The 18,523-nt window shown below is 68.7% G+C and carries 11 protein-coding genes; 7 read left to right on the top strand and 4 right to left on the bottom strand.

Going from position 1 to position 18,523, the window contains the following annotated elements:
- Nucleotides 1-176 precede the first annotated feature (176 nt).
- The 4 genes from tadA to KA419_11360 all read left to right on the top strand — a co-directional run bounded on the left by tadA (nucleotide 177) and on the right by KA419_11360 (nucleotide 6,509).
- Nucleotides 177-2,021: a tRNA adenosine(34) deaminase TadA gene (tadA, locus tag KA419_11375; protein MBP7866541.1), complete on the top strand. Its 1,845-nt coding sequence runs from the start codon at nucleotides 177-179 to the stop codon at nucleotides 2,019-2,021.
- 1 nt (nucleotide 2,022) lies between these two features.
- Nucleotides 2,023-3,153: a hypothetical protein gene (locus KA419_11370; GenBank protein MBP7866540.1), complete on the top strand. Its 1,131-nt coding sequence runs from the start codon at nucleotides 2,023-2,025 to the stop codon at nucleotides 3,151-3,153.
- A 31-nt stretch (nucleotides 3,154-3,184) separates the two neighbouring features.
- Nucleotides 3,185-6,202, top strand: a complete 3,018-nt coding sequence (locus KA419_11365; GenBank protein ID MBP7866539.1) for a hypothetical protein — start codon at nucleotides 3,185-3,187, stop codon at nucleotides 6,200-6,202.
- Between the two features lie 67 nt (nucleotides 6,203-6,269).
- On the top strand, nucleotides 6,270-6,509 hold the full coding sequence (locus KA419_11360) for a PqqD family protein (protein MBP7866538.1): 240 nt from the start codon (nucleotides 6,270-6,272) through the stop codon (nucleotides 6,507-6,509).
- Between the two features lie 140 nt (nucleotides 6,510-6,649).
- On the opposite strand, the gene KA419_11355 is transcribed toward KA419_11360, so the two are convergent.
- From KA419_11355 to KA419_11345, 3 genes are all read right to left on the bottom strand, one after another.
- Nucleotides 6,650-7,891, bottom strand: a complete 1,242-nt coding sequence (locus KA419_11355; protein MBP7866537.1) for an energy transducer TonB — start codon at nucleotides 7,889-7,891, stop codon at nucleotides 6,650-6,652.
- Between the two features lie 121 nt (nucleotides 7,892-8,012).
- Entirely contained in the window at nucleotides 8,013-9,032 is a 1,020-nt protein-coding gene (locus tag KA419_11350; protein MBP7866536.1) for a polyprenyl synthetase family protein, read from the bottom strand.
- 28 nt (nucleotides 9,033-9,060) lie between these two features.
- The gene (locus tag KA419_11345) at nucleotides 9,061-9,867 is read right to left on the bottom strand and encodes a TatD family hydrolase (GenBank protein ID MBP7866535.1); all 807 of its coding nucleotides are present in this window, start codon (nucleotides 9,865-9,867) and stop codon (nucleotides 9,061-9,063) included.
- A 495-nt stretch (nucleotides 9,868-10,362) separates the two neighbouring features.
- Here KA419_11345 and thiE point away from each other — a divergent pair, with 495 nt between their 5' ends.
- Together thiE and KA419_11335 are read left to right on the top strand one after the other, a co-directional pair.
- Nucleotides 10,363-11,001 (top strand): thiamine phosphate synthase, encoded by a 639-nt coding sequence (gene thiE / locus KA419_11340; GenBank protein ID MBP7866534.1) that lies wholly within the window; start codon nucleotides 10,363-10,365, stop codon nucleotides 10,999-11,001.
- 192 nt (nucleotides 11,002-11,193) lie between these two features.
- Nucleotides 11,194-13,593, top strand: a complete 2,400-nt coding sequence (locus KA419_11335; GenBank protein MBP7866533.1) for a hypothetical protein — start codon at nucleotides 11,194-11,196, stop codon at nucleotides 13,591-13,593.
- A gap of 252 nt (nucleotides 13,594-13,845) precedes the next feature.
- Here the strand turns inward: KA419_11335 and KA419_11330 are convergent, their stop codons facing one another.
- Nucleotides 13,846-17,115: a hypothetical protein gene (locus KA419_11330; protein ID MBP7866532.1), complete on the bottom strand. Its 3,270-nt coding sequence runs from the start codon at nucleotides 17,113-17,115 to the stop codon at nucleotides 13,846-13,848.
- Between the two features lie 157 nt (nucleotides 17,116-17,272).
- Here KA419_11330 and KA419_11325 point away from each other — a divergent pair, with 157 nt between their 5' ends.
- Nucleotides 17,273-18,487 (top strand): acetate kinase, encoded by a 1,215-nt coding sequence (locus KA419_11325; GenBank protein MBP7866531.1) that lies wholly within the window; start codon nucleotides 17,273-17,275, stop codon nucleotides 18,485-18,487.
- The last annotated feature ends 36 nt before the right edge of the window (nucleotides 18,488-18,523 follow it).

The raw sequence follows: 18,523 nt of genomic DNA, 5'->3' as shown, positions 1-18,523 counted from the left end.
CCGCCTTATCTTTTTTCGGGATCCTCCAGGTTCAGTTCCGGTCAGGAGGCGGAACAGCCAGGTCAGGAAGAGCACAGACAACCCGCTTGACAATTCCCGGGCCGGACCGGACAATGGCCCCTGGAAGCGGCTTCGAGGCCGGGAAAGGCCAGCGCGAGGGACCTCGGAAAATTACGATGAGCAAACTCCCACCGAACCGGGACGAGTACTGGATGGCGATGGCCCTGGCCGAGGCGAGGGCGGCGGAAGCGGAGGGAGAAGTCCCCGTGGGCGCCGTGATCATCCGGGGGGATGAACTTCTGGCCACGGGCCGGAATCGAACCATCGGCCGTCGCGACCCGACCGCCCACGCCGAGATGGAGGCCCTCCGGGCAGCGGCCCTCGCGGCGGGGAACCACCGGCTGGGGGGTTGCACCCTCTACGTCACGCTGGAACCGTGCGCGATGTGCGTCGGGGCCGTCGTGCAGGCGCGCGTGGACCGCCTGGTCCACGGCACCCGGGACGTCCGCTGGGGCTGTCTCGGCTCGAAGGTGGACCTCGGCGCCCCGGGCCTGTTCAACCACACCTTCGTGGTCACCGGCGGCGTGCGGGACGCGGAGTGCCGAGCCCTCCTGCAGGCCTTTTTCCGGAAGCGCCGGAAGCGGGTGGACGACGGCCCGCCGGGGGCCTCCTTCCCCTTCCCCGTCTACAGCCGGACTTTTCCGGGCAGCGGCCAACTCACCGCCCACGCGATCCTGCACCCCACGCGGCCGCGGTGGACCCTCGTGAACGACACCGGCTTCGCGACGGCGAAGCTCCTCTGCCGGGGGCTTGACGACGAGGCCGTGTCCGAGGCCCTGGCCGGGTCCTTCGAGGCAGAGCCCGCCGCCATCCTCCCCGACGTCCGGTCCTTCCGCGAGCAGTGGCACGCCGCAGGGATGGACGGGCCCGCCGGGTCGCCGTCGCCCCGCACCCCCGCCCTCGAATCCCTGCAGGTCCACGTCACGGAGCGATGCAACCTCCGATGCCCTCACTGCTACGCCGGCTGCCCTTCCGTCGCTTCCCCGAGGGACCTGCCCTTCACCACGCTCCGGCGTCTGCTGAGGGAAGCAGCCGGGCTCGGGTTCCGGGAGACGGTCCTGTCCGGGGGGGAGCCCCTCCTGCACCCCGAATTGAAGCGCATCCTCGCACACGCCGCCTCGCGCTCCGACGTCACCCTCCTCACGAACGGGACCCTGGTGGACGAAGGCTGGGCTTCCGCGCTGAAGCGGCACGTCAAGGTCATCCAGGTCAGCCTGGACGGTCCGGACGCGGAGGTCAACGACCGGATCCGGGGAGAGGGCGCCTTCGAGGCCGCCCTGCGAGGCCTCCGGTTCCTGCTCGACGCCGGGCTCGGCGAGCGGATAAGCCTGGCTTTCACCTTGATGGAGGGCAATCTCGACACGGCGGAAAGCATGGTGGAGCTGGCCTCGCGCCTGGGGGTGAAACGGGTGCGGTTCCTGCCGTTGCGGAGGATGGGGGAGGCGTCCCGGCCGGGGACCCGCGCCGGGGAAGCCCTCCCTGCGGAGCGGAAAACCGCCTTCTACGAGCGCATCATGGGCTACGGCCGGTCCCGTTCCCTACCCGTCGAACTGGAGTGCGGGCTGACCGGCTACGTGCTTTCCCCGGAAAGCGGCGCTCCCGACGAAACCTGGTGTCCCCTGGGCCGGCAGCTCTGGGCGTCGTTCGACGGGGACGTGTACCCGTGCAGCTTCCTGACCGGTCCGGAATACCGGCTGGGGAATTTCCACACCGATTCGCTGAAGGCCCTGCTGGCGTCCCCCCGGTTGGCAGCGACCTGCCGGACCCTGGCCGAGCGCGTCGACCGGAGCCCGGCCTGCCGGGAATGCCGCTGGAGGGGGCTCTGCCAGGGTGGCTGCCTGGGGATGGCCCTGCACGACCGCGGCTCCACGGCGGCGCCCGACGGCGATTGTGCCTACCGGATTTCCCTGTACGAGAAGACTTTCGACCGCCTCCTCGAGCGGTTCCTGGCGGAAACGTGACATGAAGCGTCACCGGCGATGGTTTCGAATCCTGGATGTCGATGCGGGCCTCGTCTCGGACCGGATGGAGGTCGTCCGGGCCGTCGAGGCCGAGTTCGGGCTTTTCGCCTCCCCCGGGCCCGCCGGCCGGGACCGCTTCGTCCTGGAGGCCCGCCTGTGGGGGGCTGACCCCTTCCTGGCCGTCGACGGGAGGGCTGTCTCCCTGCGCGGGGGCCCCTGCCCGATTTTCTGTGCCCAGCAGGCCTTCATGCAGGCCCTTTCCGAGAAGGTGAAACGCTTTCACCTGCTTCACGGGGCCGTCGTGAAGCGGGGCGCCGGCCTGGTGGTCCTGGCGGGCCCCCCGAACATCGGGAAAACCACCCTGGCCAGGGCGATCCTGGAACAGGGCGGGGCTTTTTTCTCCGACGACTTCTGCCCGCTGCACCGGGAGACCGGCAAGGTTCACCCCTTCCCGCGGGCCCTTCACGTGTCGGTCGCGACGGAAGGCGAGGGACGCCCGGCGGGGAAGGTGTCCGTCCCGCCCCGGCAGGTCTGCGCACGGGTGGGCGGGGCGCCGTCCCGCCCTTCGGCCATCGTGTGCCTTTCCCCGGGTGAAGTGGCACCCGGCGGGGCCGCCACTGTCAATGCCCCGGATCTCCCGGCCGGACGCCCGCCCGCCGGCGAGCAGGTCCTGGTCCTCATCGGAAAGCCAGGTGCGGCGACGCGCGTCGCGGAACTGGCCCGGATCCTGGAGGCAGACGCCCCCCGGGTCGTCGACCTGGGCGGAGAGAACCGGAAAGTCGCCTTCCGACCGGGACCGGCCTCCGTCTCCGCAACCCGGCGGTGGGTCCGGGACAACCGTGCCCTGTTCTGGAGCGTGATCCGGGAGCCCGACCCCAGCCCCGACTTCCGTGGGGAGCCCGTCCTCTCCCCCCTGACACTCACGGAAGCGGTCATGCTCCTCCTCCGGGAGATGAAACATCAAAGCGTGACGGAAACCCCGGAGGAGACGGGGAACCCTGACGCCCGGACACCCGGGCGCCTCTTCTTCGACCTGGTGAAGAACCTGGCCGGCGTGCCGTGCTGGCGACTTCGCGTCGGGCAGCTCGAGCGGTCCGCGCAACTGGTCCTGTCCCTCTTCCGACCGACGTGAACCCACGGAGCACCTGCTCCAGGAGGATAGCATGACAATCACCCGAACCTTTCTGCTGATCCTGGCCCTGGTTCCGTGCTGCCGGGGAGCCGTGCCGTCCCCCTCGCCCCTCCCGGCAGGCACGACTTTTCTCTCGTCCGGTCCCGATGGTCTGCAGCTCGAGATTCGGACACCCGCCCATCACGTCGTTTCCCCGGCTGACGGGGCGGGGTCGAGGCTGGTCGTCGACGGCTGGGGAAGGACGGGCGTTCCCGGTGAACCGGACCTGCCCGCCTGGACGACGTTCCTCCAGGTCCCTCCCGAAGGGGAGGTCCGGGTGAACGTCGAGTCGTTCGACCCCGAGGAGTTCCCCGGCTTCTCGCCCGTCATCACCCCCCGGCTCGAGGTCTCCGGGGACGGGGGACGCCCGGGCGCCCCGGAGGCCCGGCCGCTCCCGGAGCCCCCCCCGGGAACCTACCCCGCCTCGGGTTTCCTCCTGGGCCCCCGCGAGCACTTCCGCGGCACCTGTCTCGTGCGACTGACGGTCTTCCCTTTTCGCTGGGACTCCCGCACCCGGTCGCTCCTGAAAGCGGGCCGCACGGTGATCGACGTCCGGTTCGACCAAGCCCTGGGCGGCAACCGTGCGGGCCTCCCGCCCGACGCCCCGACCTCGGCGGGGGAAGCCCTCTTCGAGGGCATCAAGCGGGACCTCCTCCCGAACCGGACGCCGGACGCCGACATCCCCGTTTCCCCGGCGGAGCAGCCCCTGCCGGCCGCCCCGGGGCTCGAAACGGACGCGGTCCGGATGGACGTGCGCCGGGACGGCGTGGTCCGCGTCACCTACGACGCCCTGGCCGCCGCAGGGGCCCCACTGGGCGAGATCGACCCCGCGACCCTGAGCCTGTCGTGCGGGGGGTTGCCCGTGGCATTCCAGACCTCCGGCGAGGGGGGGGGCTTCGGCCCCGGCGACGCGCTCCTGTTCGGCGGTCGGGCGCTGGACACCATCTACACCGACACGAACGTCTATTGGCTGACCTGGGGCGGGACGCCCGGCCCCCGCCTGGAAACGCGGGACGGTGCACCCGACGGCAGCGAGCCCCTGGTGGACCAGTTCTACCGTTCCATCCGGTTCGAGCAGAACAACCTGTACTGGAGCATCGCACCCGGGGCGCCTGAATCCGATTACTGGCTCTGGCAGAAGCTGACGGCGCCGGTCACGGCGAGCTACACCCTCCAGGTCCCCTCTCCCGTCACCAACCAGGGCGGGATCGCCCAGGTTTACGTCAACCTGCTGGGGCGCTCCGACACGTCCCCCCACCCCAACCACCACACCGTGGTCACCTTCAACACCTCGTCCTCCACCGAGATCTTCTGGGACGGCGTCACCGACTACACGGCCTCGCTCACCCCCCCCATGGCCCTGGTCAAGGACGGGGCGAACACCCTGTCCATCCAGCTGCCCGGAGGCGATGGGTTCGACGTGGACATCATCTACCTGAACCGGATCGAGATGATCTACCGGTCCCGGCTGCGGGCGGAGAACGACCGGCTCGACTTCGACTACGCGGTCCAGGGCCCGGTCGTGTTCGAGGTGGACGGTTTCACCGTCCCGCCCATCCGGGTCTTCGACGTCACGGACGCCGACCACGCCGTGGAGATCACGGGAGTCGAGGTGCTTCCCGCCGGGGCCGGCTTCAAGGCGAGGTTCGCCTGTCGCGAGGCGGGCGCCCGGAAATTCGTCGCCCTGGCGGAAAACGTCGTGCCCCCCCCGGCCCGGCTGCAGCTCCGGCACCCGCAGCACCTGGGGTCCCCCGCCAACGGGGCCGACCTGCTGATCGTCACCGCGGAGGAGTTCCTTCCGGCCCTCGCCCCGCTGGTGGACTTCCGGCGGGGACAGGGGATGAGGGTCTTCCCGGTGTCGGTGGAAGCCGTCTACGACGCGTTCAACCATGGCGTCGTCCACCCCGGGGCCATACGGGACTTCCTTCGGACCGCCTACCGCCAGTGGCAGCCACCCCGCCCCGCCTATGTCCTGCTCCTCGGCGACGCCAATTTCGACTACCGGGGGTACCTGCCCGAGACCCACCCGAGCCGGGTCCCGCTCTACCCGAAGTACACCGCCGGCCTCGGCCTCACCCCCGTCGACAACTGGTACGTCTGCCTCGAGGGCGACGACCCCTTCCCCGAAATGTTCATCGGGCGCATCCCGGCGGTGGGCTCGGCCGCGGTGACGGAGGTCGTGGAGAAAATCGTCGGCTACGAGGGCCGGCTCGCGTCGGCCCCGCCGACCATCGTCCTCTCCGCCCACAAGGACGACCCGTCTTTCGAGCAGGTCTCCGAGCAGGTCTCACAGTTGATCCCGCCCAATTTCGCCCAGGACAAGGTCTACCTCTCCGAGTACGCCAGCACCAACCTGGCCAAGAACGACCTGTACGCCGGTTTCAACGCCGGCGCGGTCATCGCCAACTGGGTGGGTCACGGGAGCCTGTTCTACTGGTCCGGGGTCGTCGATTCCATCTCGGACATGGGCCGCCTCCAGGCCGGGATGCCCCTGATGTTCATGGTGTCCACCGCCTGTTTGAACGGCCACATCGGGCTTCTGTCCTCCTACTGCCTCGCCGAGAGCTTCCTCGCGGTCCCCGGCAAGGGGGCGGCGGGCTGCTTCATGTCCAGCGGCCTGACCTACGACTGGGAAAATCAGGAAATCGACCTCCGGTTCTTCCGCAACCTCTTCCGGAACGGGTCCGCCCTCCTGGGCCCCCTGACGCTCCAGGCCCGGCTCGAGGCGTACCGGAACGGGGCCACGATGCTCGCCGTGGACACCTACGAACTCTTCGGGGACCCCGTCATGAGGCTCCGGACCGTCCCCGAGGGAGACGTCAACGCCGACGGCGTCCTCAACGCGGAGGACCTGCTCGTCATGGCGCAGGCGATGGCGGGGGTGGTCCGGGAGGGCGTCCCCCCGTGCACCGTCCCGGCGGCGGGGGACTTCAACCGGAACCTGCATCTGGACGCTCTGGACCTGCTGCGGGCACAGGGCATCCTGACCGGGGCCATCCCCTTTCCCTGACCCGGAACGACCGCGCGCCGGGAGGGGGCACGTCCCCTCCCCGGCGGAAGCTGCCCACGGAGGGCCCATGAAACGATTCCTGGAGACCGAAACCGACGACGGGCTCTTGCTCTACGACCCGGACACCGACCACGTCCACAGTCTCAACGCCACCGGGCTCTACATCTTCCGGAAGCACGCCGAGGGCAAAACGGAGGACGAGATCGTCGAGGAGATCCTGTCCGGTTTTTCCTCGACGGATCCCGACGGGATCCGGCGGGACGTGCACGCGTTCCTCTCGAACCTCCGGGAGAAGGACCTCGCCTGACGCCCGGGAGGGCGGCCTTCGGGCGATCGGGAACGTCCGCCCGGGGAGGCCGGATTCACCCGGCACCCGCCGGGGGAGCGGGCAAACGCGCGACGGGCCCGCGGCGCCCGGTTTCCGTGCGCGGAGCGGAACCTGGGAAATCAGTAGAGCTGGAAGACCACCTCGATGGTGACCTGGCAGGCGACCGGGCGGCCGTCCTTCATGCCGGGCTTGAACTTCCACTTGGAGAGCACCGTCTGCTGGGCCGACTCGTCCAGGCCGTAGCCCAGGCCCCGGAGGACGCGGATGGTGTCCATCCGGCCGTTCTCGCGGACGATCCCCACGAGCAGGACGACGCCCGTCACCCGGCGCTGGATGGCCTCGTCGGTGAACTTGGGGTTGGGCTTGAAGATGGCCTGGGGGGCCTGCACCCCGGGGTCGCCCGCCTTGGCGTACCCGATGCCGTCGCCGTCGCCGGGGCCGCTGCCGCGACCCGTGCCCGGGCCCCGTCCGCCGCCGGTCCCGCCGCCCCAGCCGCCGCCGCTCCCCGGGCCGTAACCGCTGCCCCGGCCGGAGCCGACCCCGGTGCCGGTCCCGCCGCCGATGACCTCGGGAACGTGGTCGGGCACGATGGGGCCGTCCACCAGCTTGTTGCTGGGCATCAGGTTGCTGATGTTGGGGGGCGGGGGAACGGCCATGCCCGTAGGGAGGATGGGCGCGTCCGGTTCCAGTTCGGGCATGTCGAAGGCGTCCTTGATGGGCTTGGGGACGAAGCCCTTGGCGTCCCCGTAGTCATGGCTCTGGGGCTTGACGTCGGGAAGGGAGCCGCCTCCGCCCCCGCCGCCGCCCGGTTTCGACTCCTTGGCGCCCCCGGACTGCCCCGCTTCCTTGACCAGGCTCTCTTCCTTGTAGACCGTGGTGTCCTTGTGGATGTCGGCCTCGGGGAACTGCTCGGTCTGGGGCGCGGGAGGCGCCTGCAGGGTGAGGATCAGCTCGGTGAGCTGCTCGGGCTTGATCAGGGGCAGGATGATCAGGACGAAGGCAACCACCAGGATGATCCCCGCGTGGAGCCCGAAGGAGATTTCCGCGGATCGCTTCAGGGTGAGGCGTTCCTCGGGAGAGGGGGCGGCCCGGCTGACGAGGAGCCGGGTCATGGGAAGCTCGAGGGTCCGCGGGTCGATGCGAGGCTTCGGCGGCGGGCCGGGGGGCATGCCGGGGGCTTCGCCCCCCATCGGCACGGACGGTGCGGGCGGTGCCGCGTGCGGCCCCTTCCCGTTCCCGCCGTGGGGGGCGGCCGGGTGTGGCGGATTCAGGGCGCCTTTCAGAAGCAGGTTGTAGTCCGACCTCGCGTCGGGAGACCCGAAGGGAAGTCGTTCGGTGATGGCTTGAATGATCTTTCGCATGGCTGGATCAGACCCCTTGGGACCGGCTCAGGCCGAGACGCGCGCGATGGTCCCCATCATTGGATGGGCGAACCCGGGAAAAGGTTGAATTCGGTCTCGCAGCCGGCACATGTTTCCCCGATCAGTAGCCGCGGGTCAGAATGAAATCCGCGATTCCCAGCAGCGCGTCCCGGCAGGGGGACGGGGGATAGGCGCCCAGGCACGCTTTCCCGGAGTGTATATACGTCTCGGCCAGGGAGACGGTTCTGGCGATGCACCCGTTCTCGGTGAGGAGATGCCGGAATTCCTCCGCCTGGACGGTCCGGAAATCCTTTTCCGCCAGCACGGTCTTCACCAGGTGGCGATGCCGGGGATCTCCCCCCTCCAGGAGATGGATGACCGGCAGGGTGACCTTGCCTTCCCGGAGGTCGTTCATGATGGGCTTGCCCAGCTTCGCCTCGGCCGCCGTGAAGTCCAGAACGTCGTCCATGAGCTGGAAAGCCATGCCCAGGTCGAAACCGATCCGGAAGAGGGCGTCGATCTCCGCTCGCTCACGGCCGCGAAGCACCCCCGCCAGGCGCGTGCAGGAGGAAAAGAGGTGGGCGGTCTTGCGGGAGGCGATGTCCAGGCTCTCCTCCCGCGTGATGTCGATCCGGCCGATGAAATCCAGCTGGATCAGTTCCCCCTCCACCATGCGGCGGACCACGTCGAGGAGGATGTCCAGCACCTGGAAGTTCCGGAGTTCGACGGCGGCCTGCAGGGCCGTGATGTAGCACCAGTCGCCCGCCAGCACCGAAACCTCGTTGCCGCAGAGGGCGTTGAGGCTGGGGGAACCCCGGCGCATGTCCGCCTCGTCGATGACATCGTCGTGCACCAGGGTGGCGGTGTGCAGAAGCTCGATGACGGCGGCCAGCCGGAGCACCGGGTCCGGCGGGGCCTCCCGGGCCTCGCAGCGCCGTTCCGCCCCGTCTCCGTCCAGCATCCGGTGGGACAGGAGCATCAGCGCCGGGCGGAGCATCTTCCCCGCGTTTTCGCGGACCAGCCCGCCGATGCGCTCCACCACGCTGTCGATCGAACGGGTGAGCGAGAGGAAAATCTCCCGCACCCGCTCGAGGTCGGGCATCACCATGGCCAGGAAAGTGTGGGCGCGCTCTTTGTCCATCACCGCTCCACGGGTACCGAACCGTGAATTATAGCACGGTCGGGAACCATTTCGAAAATACATTTTTGAAATTGTGCATCACCCGGCCGGCCACCTCCGTGTAGCCGCACCCGCGCAGCCGGGCCGCCTCCCGGAAGACCTCCGCCACGCGGGCCGGTTCGTTGCGCTTCCCGCGGTGAGGCACCGGCGAGAGGTAGGGGGAATCGGTCTCCAGCAGCAGGCGGTCGTCCGGGACCTCGGCCAGGGCGTCCCGCAGCCCCTGGGCCCTGGGGAAGGTGATGTTGCCGGCAAAGGACACGTGGAAACCGAGGGCCATGCAGCGCCTCGCCATGGCGCCGTCCCCGGCGAAACAGTGCAGGATCCCTCCGGGGTTGGGCGGGGCCCAGTGCGCCTCGAGAAGGCGGCAAGTGTCCTCCGCCGCCTCGCGGCTGTGCACGATGACCGGCAGGTCCAGGGCGCGGGCCAGGTCGAGCTGCTCGGCGAAGACCCGGCACTGCACGTCCCGGGGCGACAGGTCGTAGTGGTAGTCGAGCCCGATCTCCCCCAGCGCCCAGACGTGGGGGGAGGCCGCGTAGTCCTCGAACCGGCGGTACCACGCCTCCGACGCGAGGGAGGCGTCGTGGGGGTGGATGCCCACCGACGTGGAGAGCCCGGGGAAGCGGCTGCACAGGTCCAGGGATTTTTCCATGGACCGCTCCTCCGGGCGGGCGTTTCCGACGGACAGGATGCGGATGACCCCCGCATCGCGCGCCCGGTCGATGACCGCTTCCCGGTCGGCGTCGAACGCCGGCATCTCGAGGTGTGCGTGAGTGTCCACGATGTCGATGGGATTCATGCGCTCTCCCCCCCGGGTGTCCCCGGCAAAGGGAAGCACTATGGTCCATTTTCCCCGGGCTGTCAACCGGTTTCAGCCCCGGTCACGGGCGTCTCCCCCTGCCGTCAGCGAGCGCCGAACCCACAAGATCATCACGGAAGATACCGCTTCCCCGCCAACACCGAGTTCCCCGCAAAAAAGTTCTGTCAGCTCTGTTGAGACCGCCTGCTTTTTTTATTCTGGAGCGTCCGGATGATCCGTGTCCATCCGTGTTCATCATCCGGGCTTTTGACGACCGTCTCAACTTGTCATTCTGAGGGGTATCATGCACCGATCGGGCCATTTTCCGAAAAAGAATAATAGTGAAGATTCGTGTCATTAGTGGTTTAATGTCCGAAACCGCCGAGGGTTCGTATCGGTGGCCATCCCCGGGCCGCGCGGCCCTGCGGCTCTTCCGGCGGCATTGCACGCGGGGCGCCCCGGAAGGCACCCCAGCACCCATGGAAGGAGGGACGCATGATTCCCGGGCTGAAGGATCGTCTGAAGCTGTATCTGGTGGCCCAGCGGGGCGAGGGGGGAACCGAGCCGCTCTGCGAAAGGGTCCGCGAGGCCGTGCGGGGCGGCGTGACCCTGGTCCAGCTCCGGGCCAAGACCCTGTCCGCCCGCGACTTCTACCACGACGCGTTGGCGCTCGGGGAGATGCTGGCGCTGCGCGGGGTCCCCTTCATCGTCAACGACCGGGTGGACCTGGCCGCCCTGGTCCCGGGGGCGGGCGTCCACCTGGGGCAGGAGGACCTCCCCGTCCGCGTCGCACGGAAGCTGCTGGGGCCGGACCGTATCATCGGCGTCTCGGCGCACACGCCCGAGGAGGCGGAAGCCGCCGAGGCGGACGGGGCGGACTACATCGGCGCGGGCCCCGCCTTCCACACCACCACGAAGCGCGACACGGGCGCCCCCCAGACCCCGGAGAGCCTGGGCCGGATCCGGGCCGCCACCCGGCTCCCCGTGGTGGCCATCGGGGGCATCCACGCGGGGAACGCGGCCCTTCTCCGGGGGCTGGGCCTGGCCGGCGTGGCCGTCTCCAGCGCCATCTGCGGCGCCCCCGACCCCCGGGAGGCCGCCTTTAACGTCCTCAAGGCCTGGGGCGAGTTCTGATTCGTCAAGCGGAAAGCCGTTTCCTCACAATTGGACTGCTTTCCTTGCGTCTCCGCGCCTGCGTTTTTTGATCCGGGTTTTGAATCGAACACTCCCCCACCTGTGATTCTTCCCGGCAAATCAACGATCCACGGGACTGGTGCAGCGGAAAGCCCGGGGTTAAGATCGCCTCAGGATCGAGGGAGGTGTCGCATGCAGCACGCGGTCAGGACGGGGTCGATCGGATTGATGCTGGTCTTGCTTTTCACGGCGCCGCTTCGGGGCGCCATCCCCGGCACCGAGCGCGACGCGCTGATCATCCTGTACAACTCCACCGGCGGGGCGAATTGGAGCGACAACACGGGGTGGAAGACCCCGCCCCTCCACACCGACGGATTCGCGTTTCCGGGCACCGAGGGGACCTGGCACGGCGTCACGGTGATGGGCGACCATGTCGTCCGGATCAACCTTTCATCCAACAACCTTGTGGGGGTCCTCCCGCCGGAGATCGGCAAGTTTCTGAGCCTGAAGACGCTCGAGATCGGAGGCAACCCGCTCGCCGGCGCCATCCCCCCCGAGATCGGCCTGCTGGCTTCTCTCGAAGGGTTGTTCATCACCAACTGCCAAATTTCGGGATCGATCCCGGGGGAGATCGGAAACCTCTCCCATCTGAAGTATCTCTCGCTGCGGAACAACAAGCTTTCCGGAGCGATCCCCTCCCAGATGGGGAACCTGGCGGCCTTGATCTCGATGGAACTCGGGGACAGCCCGTTGACAGGTTCCGTCCCCACCACCCTCTGGAGCCTGCCTGCCCTCCAGTCGCTGAAAATCTACCGGACCCAGCTTTCCGGGAGCCTCCCTGCCGCCATCGGCGGGCTTCCGGCCATCCAGACGCTCCACTTGAGCTACAACCAGTTTTCCGGGGCCATCCCGCCGGAAATCGGCAACTTGTCGACCCTCGTCGACCTGGAACTCACGGATAACCAGTTCAGCGGCCCCATCCCGACGGCATTGACCGGGATGCCGGCTCTCCGGACCCTCTGGTTGAACGACAACGCCCTATCCGGGCCCATTCCCCCACAGATCTGGAACAACACCGTCCTCCAGGTTCTCTGCCTGGCGAGCAACCAGCTTACGGGGAGCCTGCCGGCCACCGTCGCCAACGCCACGGCCCTGACCCACCTGTGGCTGGTTGACAACCAGTTCTCCGGGACCCTCCCCCCCGAGATCGGCAGCATGTCCTCCCTCAGGGCCCTGTTCCTGGGGGAAAACCTCTTCTCCGGGACCCTGCCCGCCACCCTCGGCCTGCTGAGCCAACTGCAAGTCCTCGACCTCAACGGGAACCAGTTCACGGGCGGTATTCCCGTCGAATTGGGGAACCTGACGGCGCTGCTCAACCTGAACCTCTCGGACAACGACCTCACGGGCACGATCCCCACCCAGGTCGGGATGCTGGCGAATCTCGTAATCCTGGACCTGTCGGGAAACCGCTTGTCGGGCGCCATCCCCGTCGAGACCGGGAATCTCGTCCACCTCGATACGTTGAAACTGTCGGGGAACTGCCTGACGGGAAACATCCCGTCCCAACTCGGAAACCTCACGCGCCTTTACCGACTGAATCTGGGGGCCAACCGACTGGCGGGAACGGTCCCGTCCCAGCTCGCGAATTTGTCCCGGTTGCTTCATCTGGACCTGCACTCCAACAACCTGTACGGTCCCCTGCCCGCCGGTCTTACGGCCCTGGCGGGCCTGCTTCCCGACGGCACCGATTTCGGCTACAACCTGCTTTACGCCACCGACCCGGCCTTGCAGGCATTCCTGGCCGAGAAGGACCCTGACTGGGACCAGACGCAGACCGTCCCGCCGTCGGGCCTGGGGGCGGAGGCCCTCTCCTCCTCGTCCATCCGGGTGTCCTGGACGCCTGTCCCCTACTCGGAGGACACGGGTTGCTACCGCGTCTACGGCCGGCTTGGCGTGGACGGCGCCCTGTTCTACGTCGGCGCCACCGCCGACAAGCTCGCGGATCATCTCGACGCCACCGGGTTGAACCCCTCCACCTTGTACTCCTTCATGGTGCAGACGCGAACGGAGACCCACGGCGACCAGCAGAGCGCCCTGACGAGCCCGGCGAGCGCCCAGGTCTCGGCGATCACCCAGGCGCCGTGCTTCCCCCCGGCCGTGACCGGAGAGCCGCTGTCGCGCTCCGTGCTGGAGGGGCAGGGGATCACCCTCATGGTGAGCGCCTCGGGGAGCGCACCCCGGTCGTACCAGTGGTACCGGGGGGTGGCGGGCGACACCGCGGCGCCCGTGGGGGCCGACGAAACGACGTACAGCACGGGGCCGCTGTACGAGACCACGTCCTACTGGGTGCGGATCACCAACGCGTGCGGGCAGGTTGATTCCCTGACGGCCACGGTGCTGGTGTTCGACGCGGCCTTCGACCTGAACGGGGACGGGGAGGTGGACGTCCTGGACAGCCAGGCGCTGGCGGATTACCTGGCGGGAACGTGCCTGGAACTTCCCTGCGGGCCCGGGTGCGGGGACCTCAACGGTGACGGCGCCGTGGACATCCTGGACTATCACCTCCTCCGGCGGACGCTTGGAGGCGTTTGAACTCCCGACATTCCCGTTCAATGATGCCCACGGCACTGTCCACGGGGCCTGATCTCCGCCAGGGGATCAATAGCTTTAAAAACCCCTCCCTCTACGGGAGTTCGCCGCCAGCAGCCACGTTGGGACGATGCGCAGGAACCTCCTGGGTCCGCGTCGGGACGACGCGCAGGAACTTCATTGGTCCGCGTCGGGACGACGCGTACGAACCGCTTGGGTCCGCGTCGGGACGACGCGTACGAACTTTGTTGGCAATCAGGGGGCGGGGAGCAGGGGCAGGTCGAAGAAGAACCGGCTTCCCTGGCCGGGGCGGCTCTCGACCCCGATGGTTCCCCCGTAGTGCTCCACGATCTGCCGGCAGATGAACAGCCCGAGGCCGGACCCCCCGGCGGCGCGGTTGTCCTGGCGGCTGGACTGGTAGAACTTGTCGAAGACGCGGTCGCACTCCTCGGCGGGGATGCCGGCCCCCGTGTCCTCGACGCTCACCCGGAGCCGGTCGGAATCGGCCCGGGCGCCCAGGCGCACGTGACCTCTCCGGGTGTGTTTGGCCGCGTTGGACACCAGGTTGGAAACCACCTGGACGAACCGGTCCTTGTCGATGCGGATCGTCCGGCGGATCTCCTCCACCTCCACGAGGAAGCGCGGCTCCCGGTGCTCGATGAAGAAGCCCTGGACCGCCCGGGCCGCGAGGGCCAGAAGGTCGCCGGCGTCCCAGTCCGCGTCGTCCCACTGCATCAGGCCGGCCTCGATTTTCGTGAGGTCCAGGCCGTCGCTGATCAGCCGGACCAGCCGCTCCCCCTCCACGGTGATGATGTCGAGGTTCGCCCCCACCTTGGGGATGTGCCCGCGGACCGTGGGGTCGGTCACGTGCTCGTCCAGGGCGGCGCTGATGCGCTGGAACTGCTTCTGGGTGACCTTGGCGAAGCCGAAGATGGAGGTGATGGGCGTCCGCAGCTCGTGGGAGACGGCCGCGAGGAACTCGGTCTTGAGGCGGTCCAGCTCGCGGAGCTTGGCGTTCTGCGCCTCCAACTCCCTCCGGGCCTCGTCGAGCTCCCGGGTACGCTCGTCCACCAGGGCCTGCAGGCGCCGGGCCCGGGCCCTCATGTTGCGGACCCGCCACCCGTGGTACGTCCACAGGCACAGCGCCATCAGGCAGACCAGCCCGGCATAGAACCAGACCGTCTGGTAGTAGAAGGGTCGGATCCGGAACTTCAGACGGATCCCCTCCCAGTTCCACAGCCCGTCGCCGTTGCAGGCGATGACGTGGAAGGTGTACTCGCCGGGCGGCAGGTTGGTGTAGAAAGCGGCCCGCCGGGTGCCCGCCCTCACCCAGTCCCGGTCGTAGCCCTCCAGGCGGTACTGGAACAGCATCCGTTCCGGGGAGATGAAACTGGCCCCCGTGTAGGCGATCTCCACGTTCCCGTCCCCGGGCGGCGCCTCGATGGGGTCGATCCCCGAGTACTCCCGCTCGTCGATGGTGACCTTGTCCACGATCAACCGGGGGGCGACCCGGTTGACGGGGATCCGCCGCGGGTTGATGGCCACGACGCCCCGGGCGGTGGCGAACCAGAAACGGCCTTCCGTCCCCTGGCAACCCGCCGGCTGGCCCGGCCCGCCGCAGCTCAGGTTGGGGAATCCGTCGGCCTTGCCCAGCGTCTGCGAGGGGATGCGGGAGATCTCCCCCCGCTCGTAGCGGAGAAGATCCGCCTTGGCGACCCGGTAGAGGCCGGCGTTGCCGTTCATCCAGAGGGCCCCGGAGTCGTCCTCGAGCACCTGGAAGGCGATGTCCTCCGCCAGCCCGTCGGCGGTGGTGAAGTAGCGGCACTGCCCGTCACGGAACCGGACGAGCCCGTGCTCGTTGGTCCCGATCCAGAGGTCGCCGGCGGCGTCGGGGTGCAGCGCCCAGACGGCGTGCTCCCGCAGGCCCGCCTCCTTCCCGAAGGTGGTGATCCTCCCGTTCTCGAGCCGGGACAGGCCCCCGCTGAAGGCCCCCACCCAGATGGTTCCCGGTGCGCTCTCGGCCACCGCGTAGATGATGTCGCCGGCGAGGCCGTCCGCGGCCGTGTAGTGGTCGATGCGGCCGTCCCGGATGACGTTGAGCCCACCCCCGTTGGTCCCGACCCAGACCCAGCCCCGGCTGTCGGCGAAGACCACCCGGACGCTGTCGCTGGACAGGCCGCGGGAGCGGTCGAACCGCTCGAACACCCCGCCGCTGAAGCGGTAGGCGCCGCCGCCGTAGGTCCCCAGCCACAGGTCGCCGTTGGGGGCCAGGGAGAGGGACCACACCCGGTCGTTGAGCAACCCGTTCTCCCGCCCGTAAACGGTGAAGCCGCGACCGTCGAAGTGCACCAGGCCCGAGCCGACGGTACCGATCCAGAGGCCGCCGTCGGGGTCCTGGACCACGGCCCGCACCTCGTCGGCCGGCAACCCCCGCCGGCGGTCGTAGGTCTGGAACTTCCCCGGCTTCAGCTGGACGAGCCCGCCCTTGAACCCGATCCAGAGGCTCCCCTCCCGGTCCTCGAGGAAGGAGCGGGGGGAGTCGTTGGCGGTGAAGGATTTCAGGGGGACCTGGATGAAGACGTCCTGGTCGAGGCGGTTGACCCCGCCCTTGTTGGTCCCTACCCACAACCGCCGGCGGCGGTCGCGGAAGATGGCCCGGATGTCCGAGTCCGCCAGGCCGTCGGCGGTGGAAAGCACGGTGAGGCCGTCCCGGTTGCGACGGACGAGGCCGTTCTCCGTCCCGATCCAGAGATTGCCGTCACGGTCCCGGAACAGGGCGTGGATGTTGTCGTCCGGGAGCCCCTCCCGGGTCGTGAGGGGGTAGTACCGCCCCCCCGAGAACCGGCCGGCGCCGCCGCCCAGGCTGCCGATCCACAGCCCTTCCGCCCCGGCGTCCTGGAGGTTGGAGATGGGGGCGGCCGGGAGGCCCTCCCGGGTCCCGAACCGCCGGGTCACCCCGCCCGCGCCCACCTGCCAGAGGCCGTCCGTCGTTCCGACCCAGAGGTTCCCCGCCGCGTCGCCGCACAGCGACAGCACCGTCTGCCCGGACAGCTGCGGCACCGCCTCGAACTCGGGGCTGCCCCCCCGCCGCCACCGGACCAGCCCCCCGGACGTGCCGATCCAGAGGGAGCCGGCCTCGTCGAGGTGCAGACTGTTGACGGCATTGTGCCCGAAGGCGGGCGTGTTGGACTTGTCGTAGACGATGAAACGCACCCCGTCGAAGCGGGCGAGGCCGTTGTAGGTGGCAATCCAGAGGTAGCCCTCGAGGCTCTGGACCAGGTCGTTCACCGAGTTCTGGGGGAGGCCGTTGTCGGTGGTCCAGCAGCTGATGTCGTAGGGGGCCAGGGCGATCCCGGCATTCCCCGCCTCGGGTTCCGCCCCCGCCGGAACCGCCGCGAGGAAGGCCGCCAGCACCCAGAGGGCGACCAGGCGGACCGCGGCCCCCGGGGACACCCGGCGGAGCCCGGCCAGCGTCCGGGAGACGGCGGGAGGGGGTATCTCTTGCAACGCTCGACGATGAACCATGAAACGCCTCGGTGAAATGATACCGCAGGTCCCCCGGCGTGCGCAACGGCTGAATTGTACTTGCACGGAATGGGCATTCCCGCTAAAATGCCCTGTTGCCTGCCGCACCCGATGCCGAAACCGGGCGCAATCTCATGCAAACACCAAGGAGTGTGAAATGGACATACTGGTCATCAACAGCGGGAGTTCCTCCATCAAGTTCCAGCTCGTGAACCCCGAGAAGCGCGACGTGCTCTGCAAGGGTCTCCTGGAACGGATCGGCATCGCCGACGGCATCTTCAACTACGAGCCGACGGGCAAGCCCCGCATCAAGGAAACCCGGGACATCCCCACCCACAAGGCCGGGATCGCCATGGTGCTCGAGGCCATCACGTCACCCCAGCACGGCGTGATCGCATCCCTCGACGAGATCGACGCCGTGGGCCACCGGATCGTCCACGGCGGGGAGCGGATCAAGCACTCCGAACTGCTGAGCGACGACGTCGTCGAGGTCATCCGCGACTGCTCCAAGCTGGCCCCGCTCCACAACCCGCCCAACCTCATGGGCGTCGAGGCGGTGAAGGCCTACCTGCCCGACATCCCCCACGTCGGGGTCTTCGACACGGCCTTCCACGCCACCATGCCGGAGCCGTCCTACATTTACGCCCTGGACTACGACTGCTACGGCAAGCACGGCATCCGCCGCTTCGGCTTCCACGGCACCTCCCACCAGTACGTGGCCATGCGCGGGGCCGAGATCCTCGGGATGCCCCTGGAGGACTTCAACTGCGTGACCTGCCACATGGGCAACGGCGTCTCCCTGACCGCCGTCAAGGGGGGCCGGTCCATGGACACCACCCTGGGCTTCGGCACCATGTGCGGCGTTCCCATGGGGACCCGCGCGGGCGACGTGGACCCCGCCATCATCCTCTACCTGATCGACGACCTGGGGATGAGCACGAAGGAGGTCCACGACCTGCTCTACAAGAAGTCCGGGTTCAAGGGGCTGAGCGGCCTCACCAACGACATGCGCGACACCGAGAAGGCCGCGGCGGAGGGCAACCATCGGGCCCAGCTGGCCCTGGACGTGTTCTTCCACATCGCGCGCAAGTACGTCGCCGCGCTGGCCACCAACCTGGGCGGCCGGCTGGACGCCGTCATCTTCACCGCGGGCATCGGCGAGAACTCCCCCGAGACCCGCTGGGAAGTCTGCCAGGGCCTGGAGTTCATGGGTGTCCACGTGGACCCCGAGAAGAACCGGGTCCGGGGGAAGGAAGCCATCGTGTCCACCGACGGCTCCCCGGTGAAGGTCATGGCCATCCCCACCAACGAGGAGCTGATGATCGCCATCGACACGGCCCGGGTCGCCAAGGGTCTCGCCGGCCGCGTTTGAAACGCCCGGTGAGGACCCGCGGGGAGGAGCGAGGGC

The sequence above is a fragment of the Acidobacteriota bacterium genome (assembly GCA_018001935.1).
Classification (GTDB): Bacteria; Acidobacteriota; JAAYUB01; order JAAYUB01; family JAAYUB01; genus JAGNHB01.
This window is presented reverse-complemented; position numbering and strand designations above follow the sequence as displayed.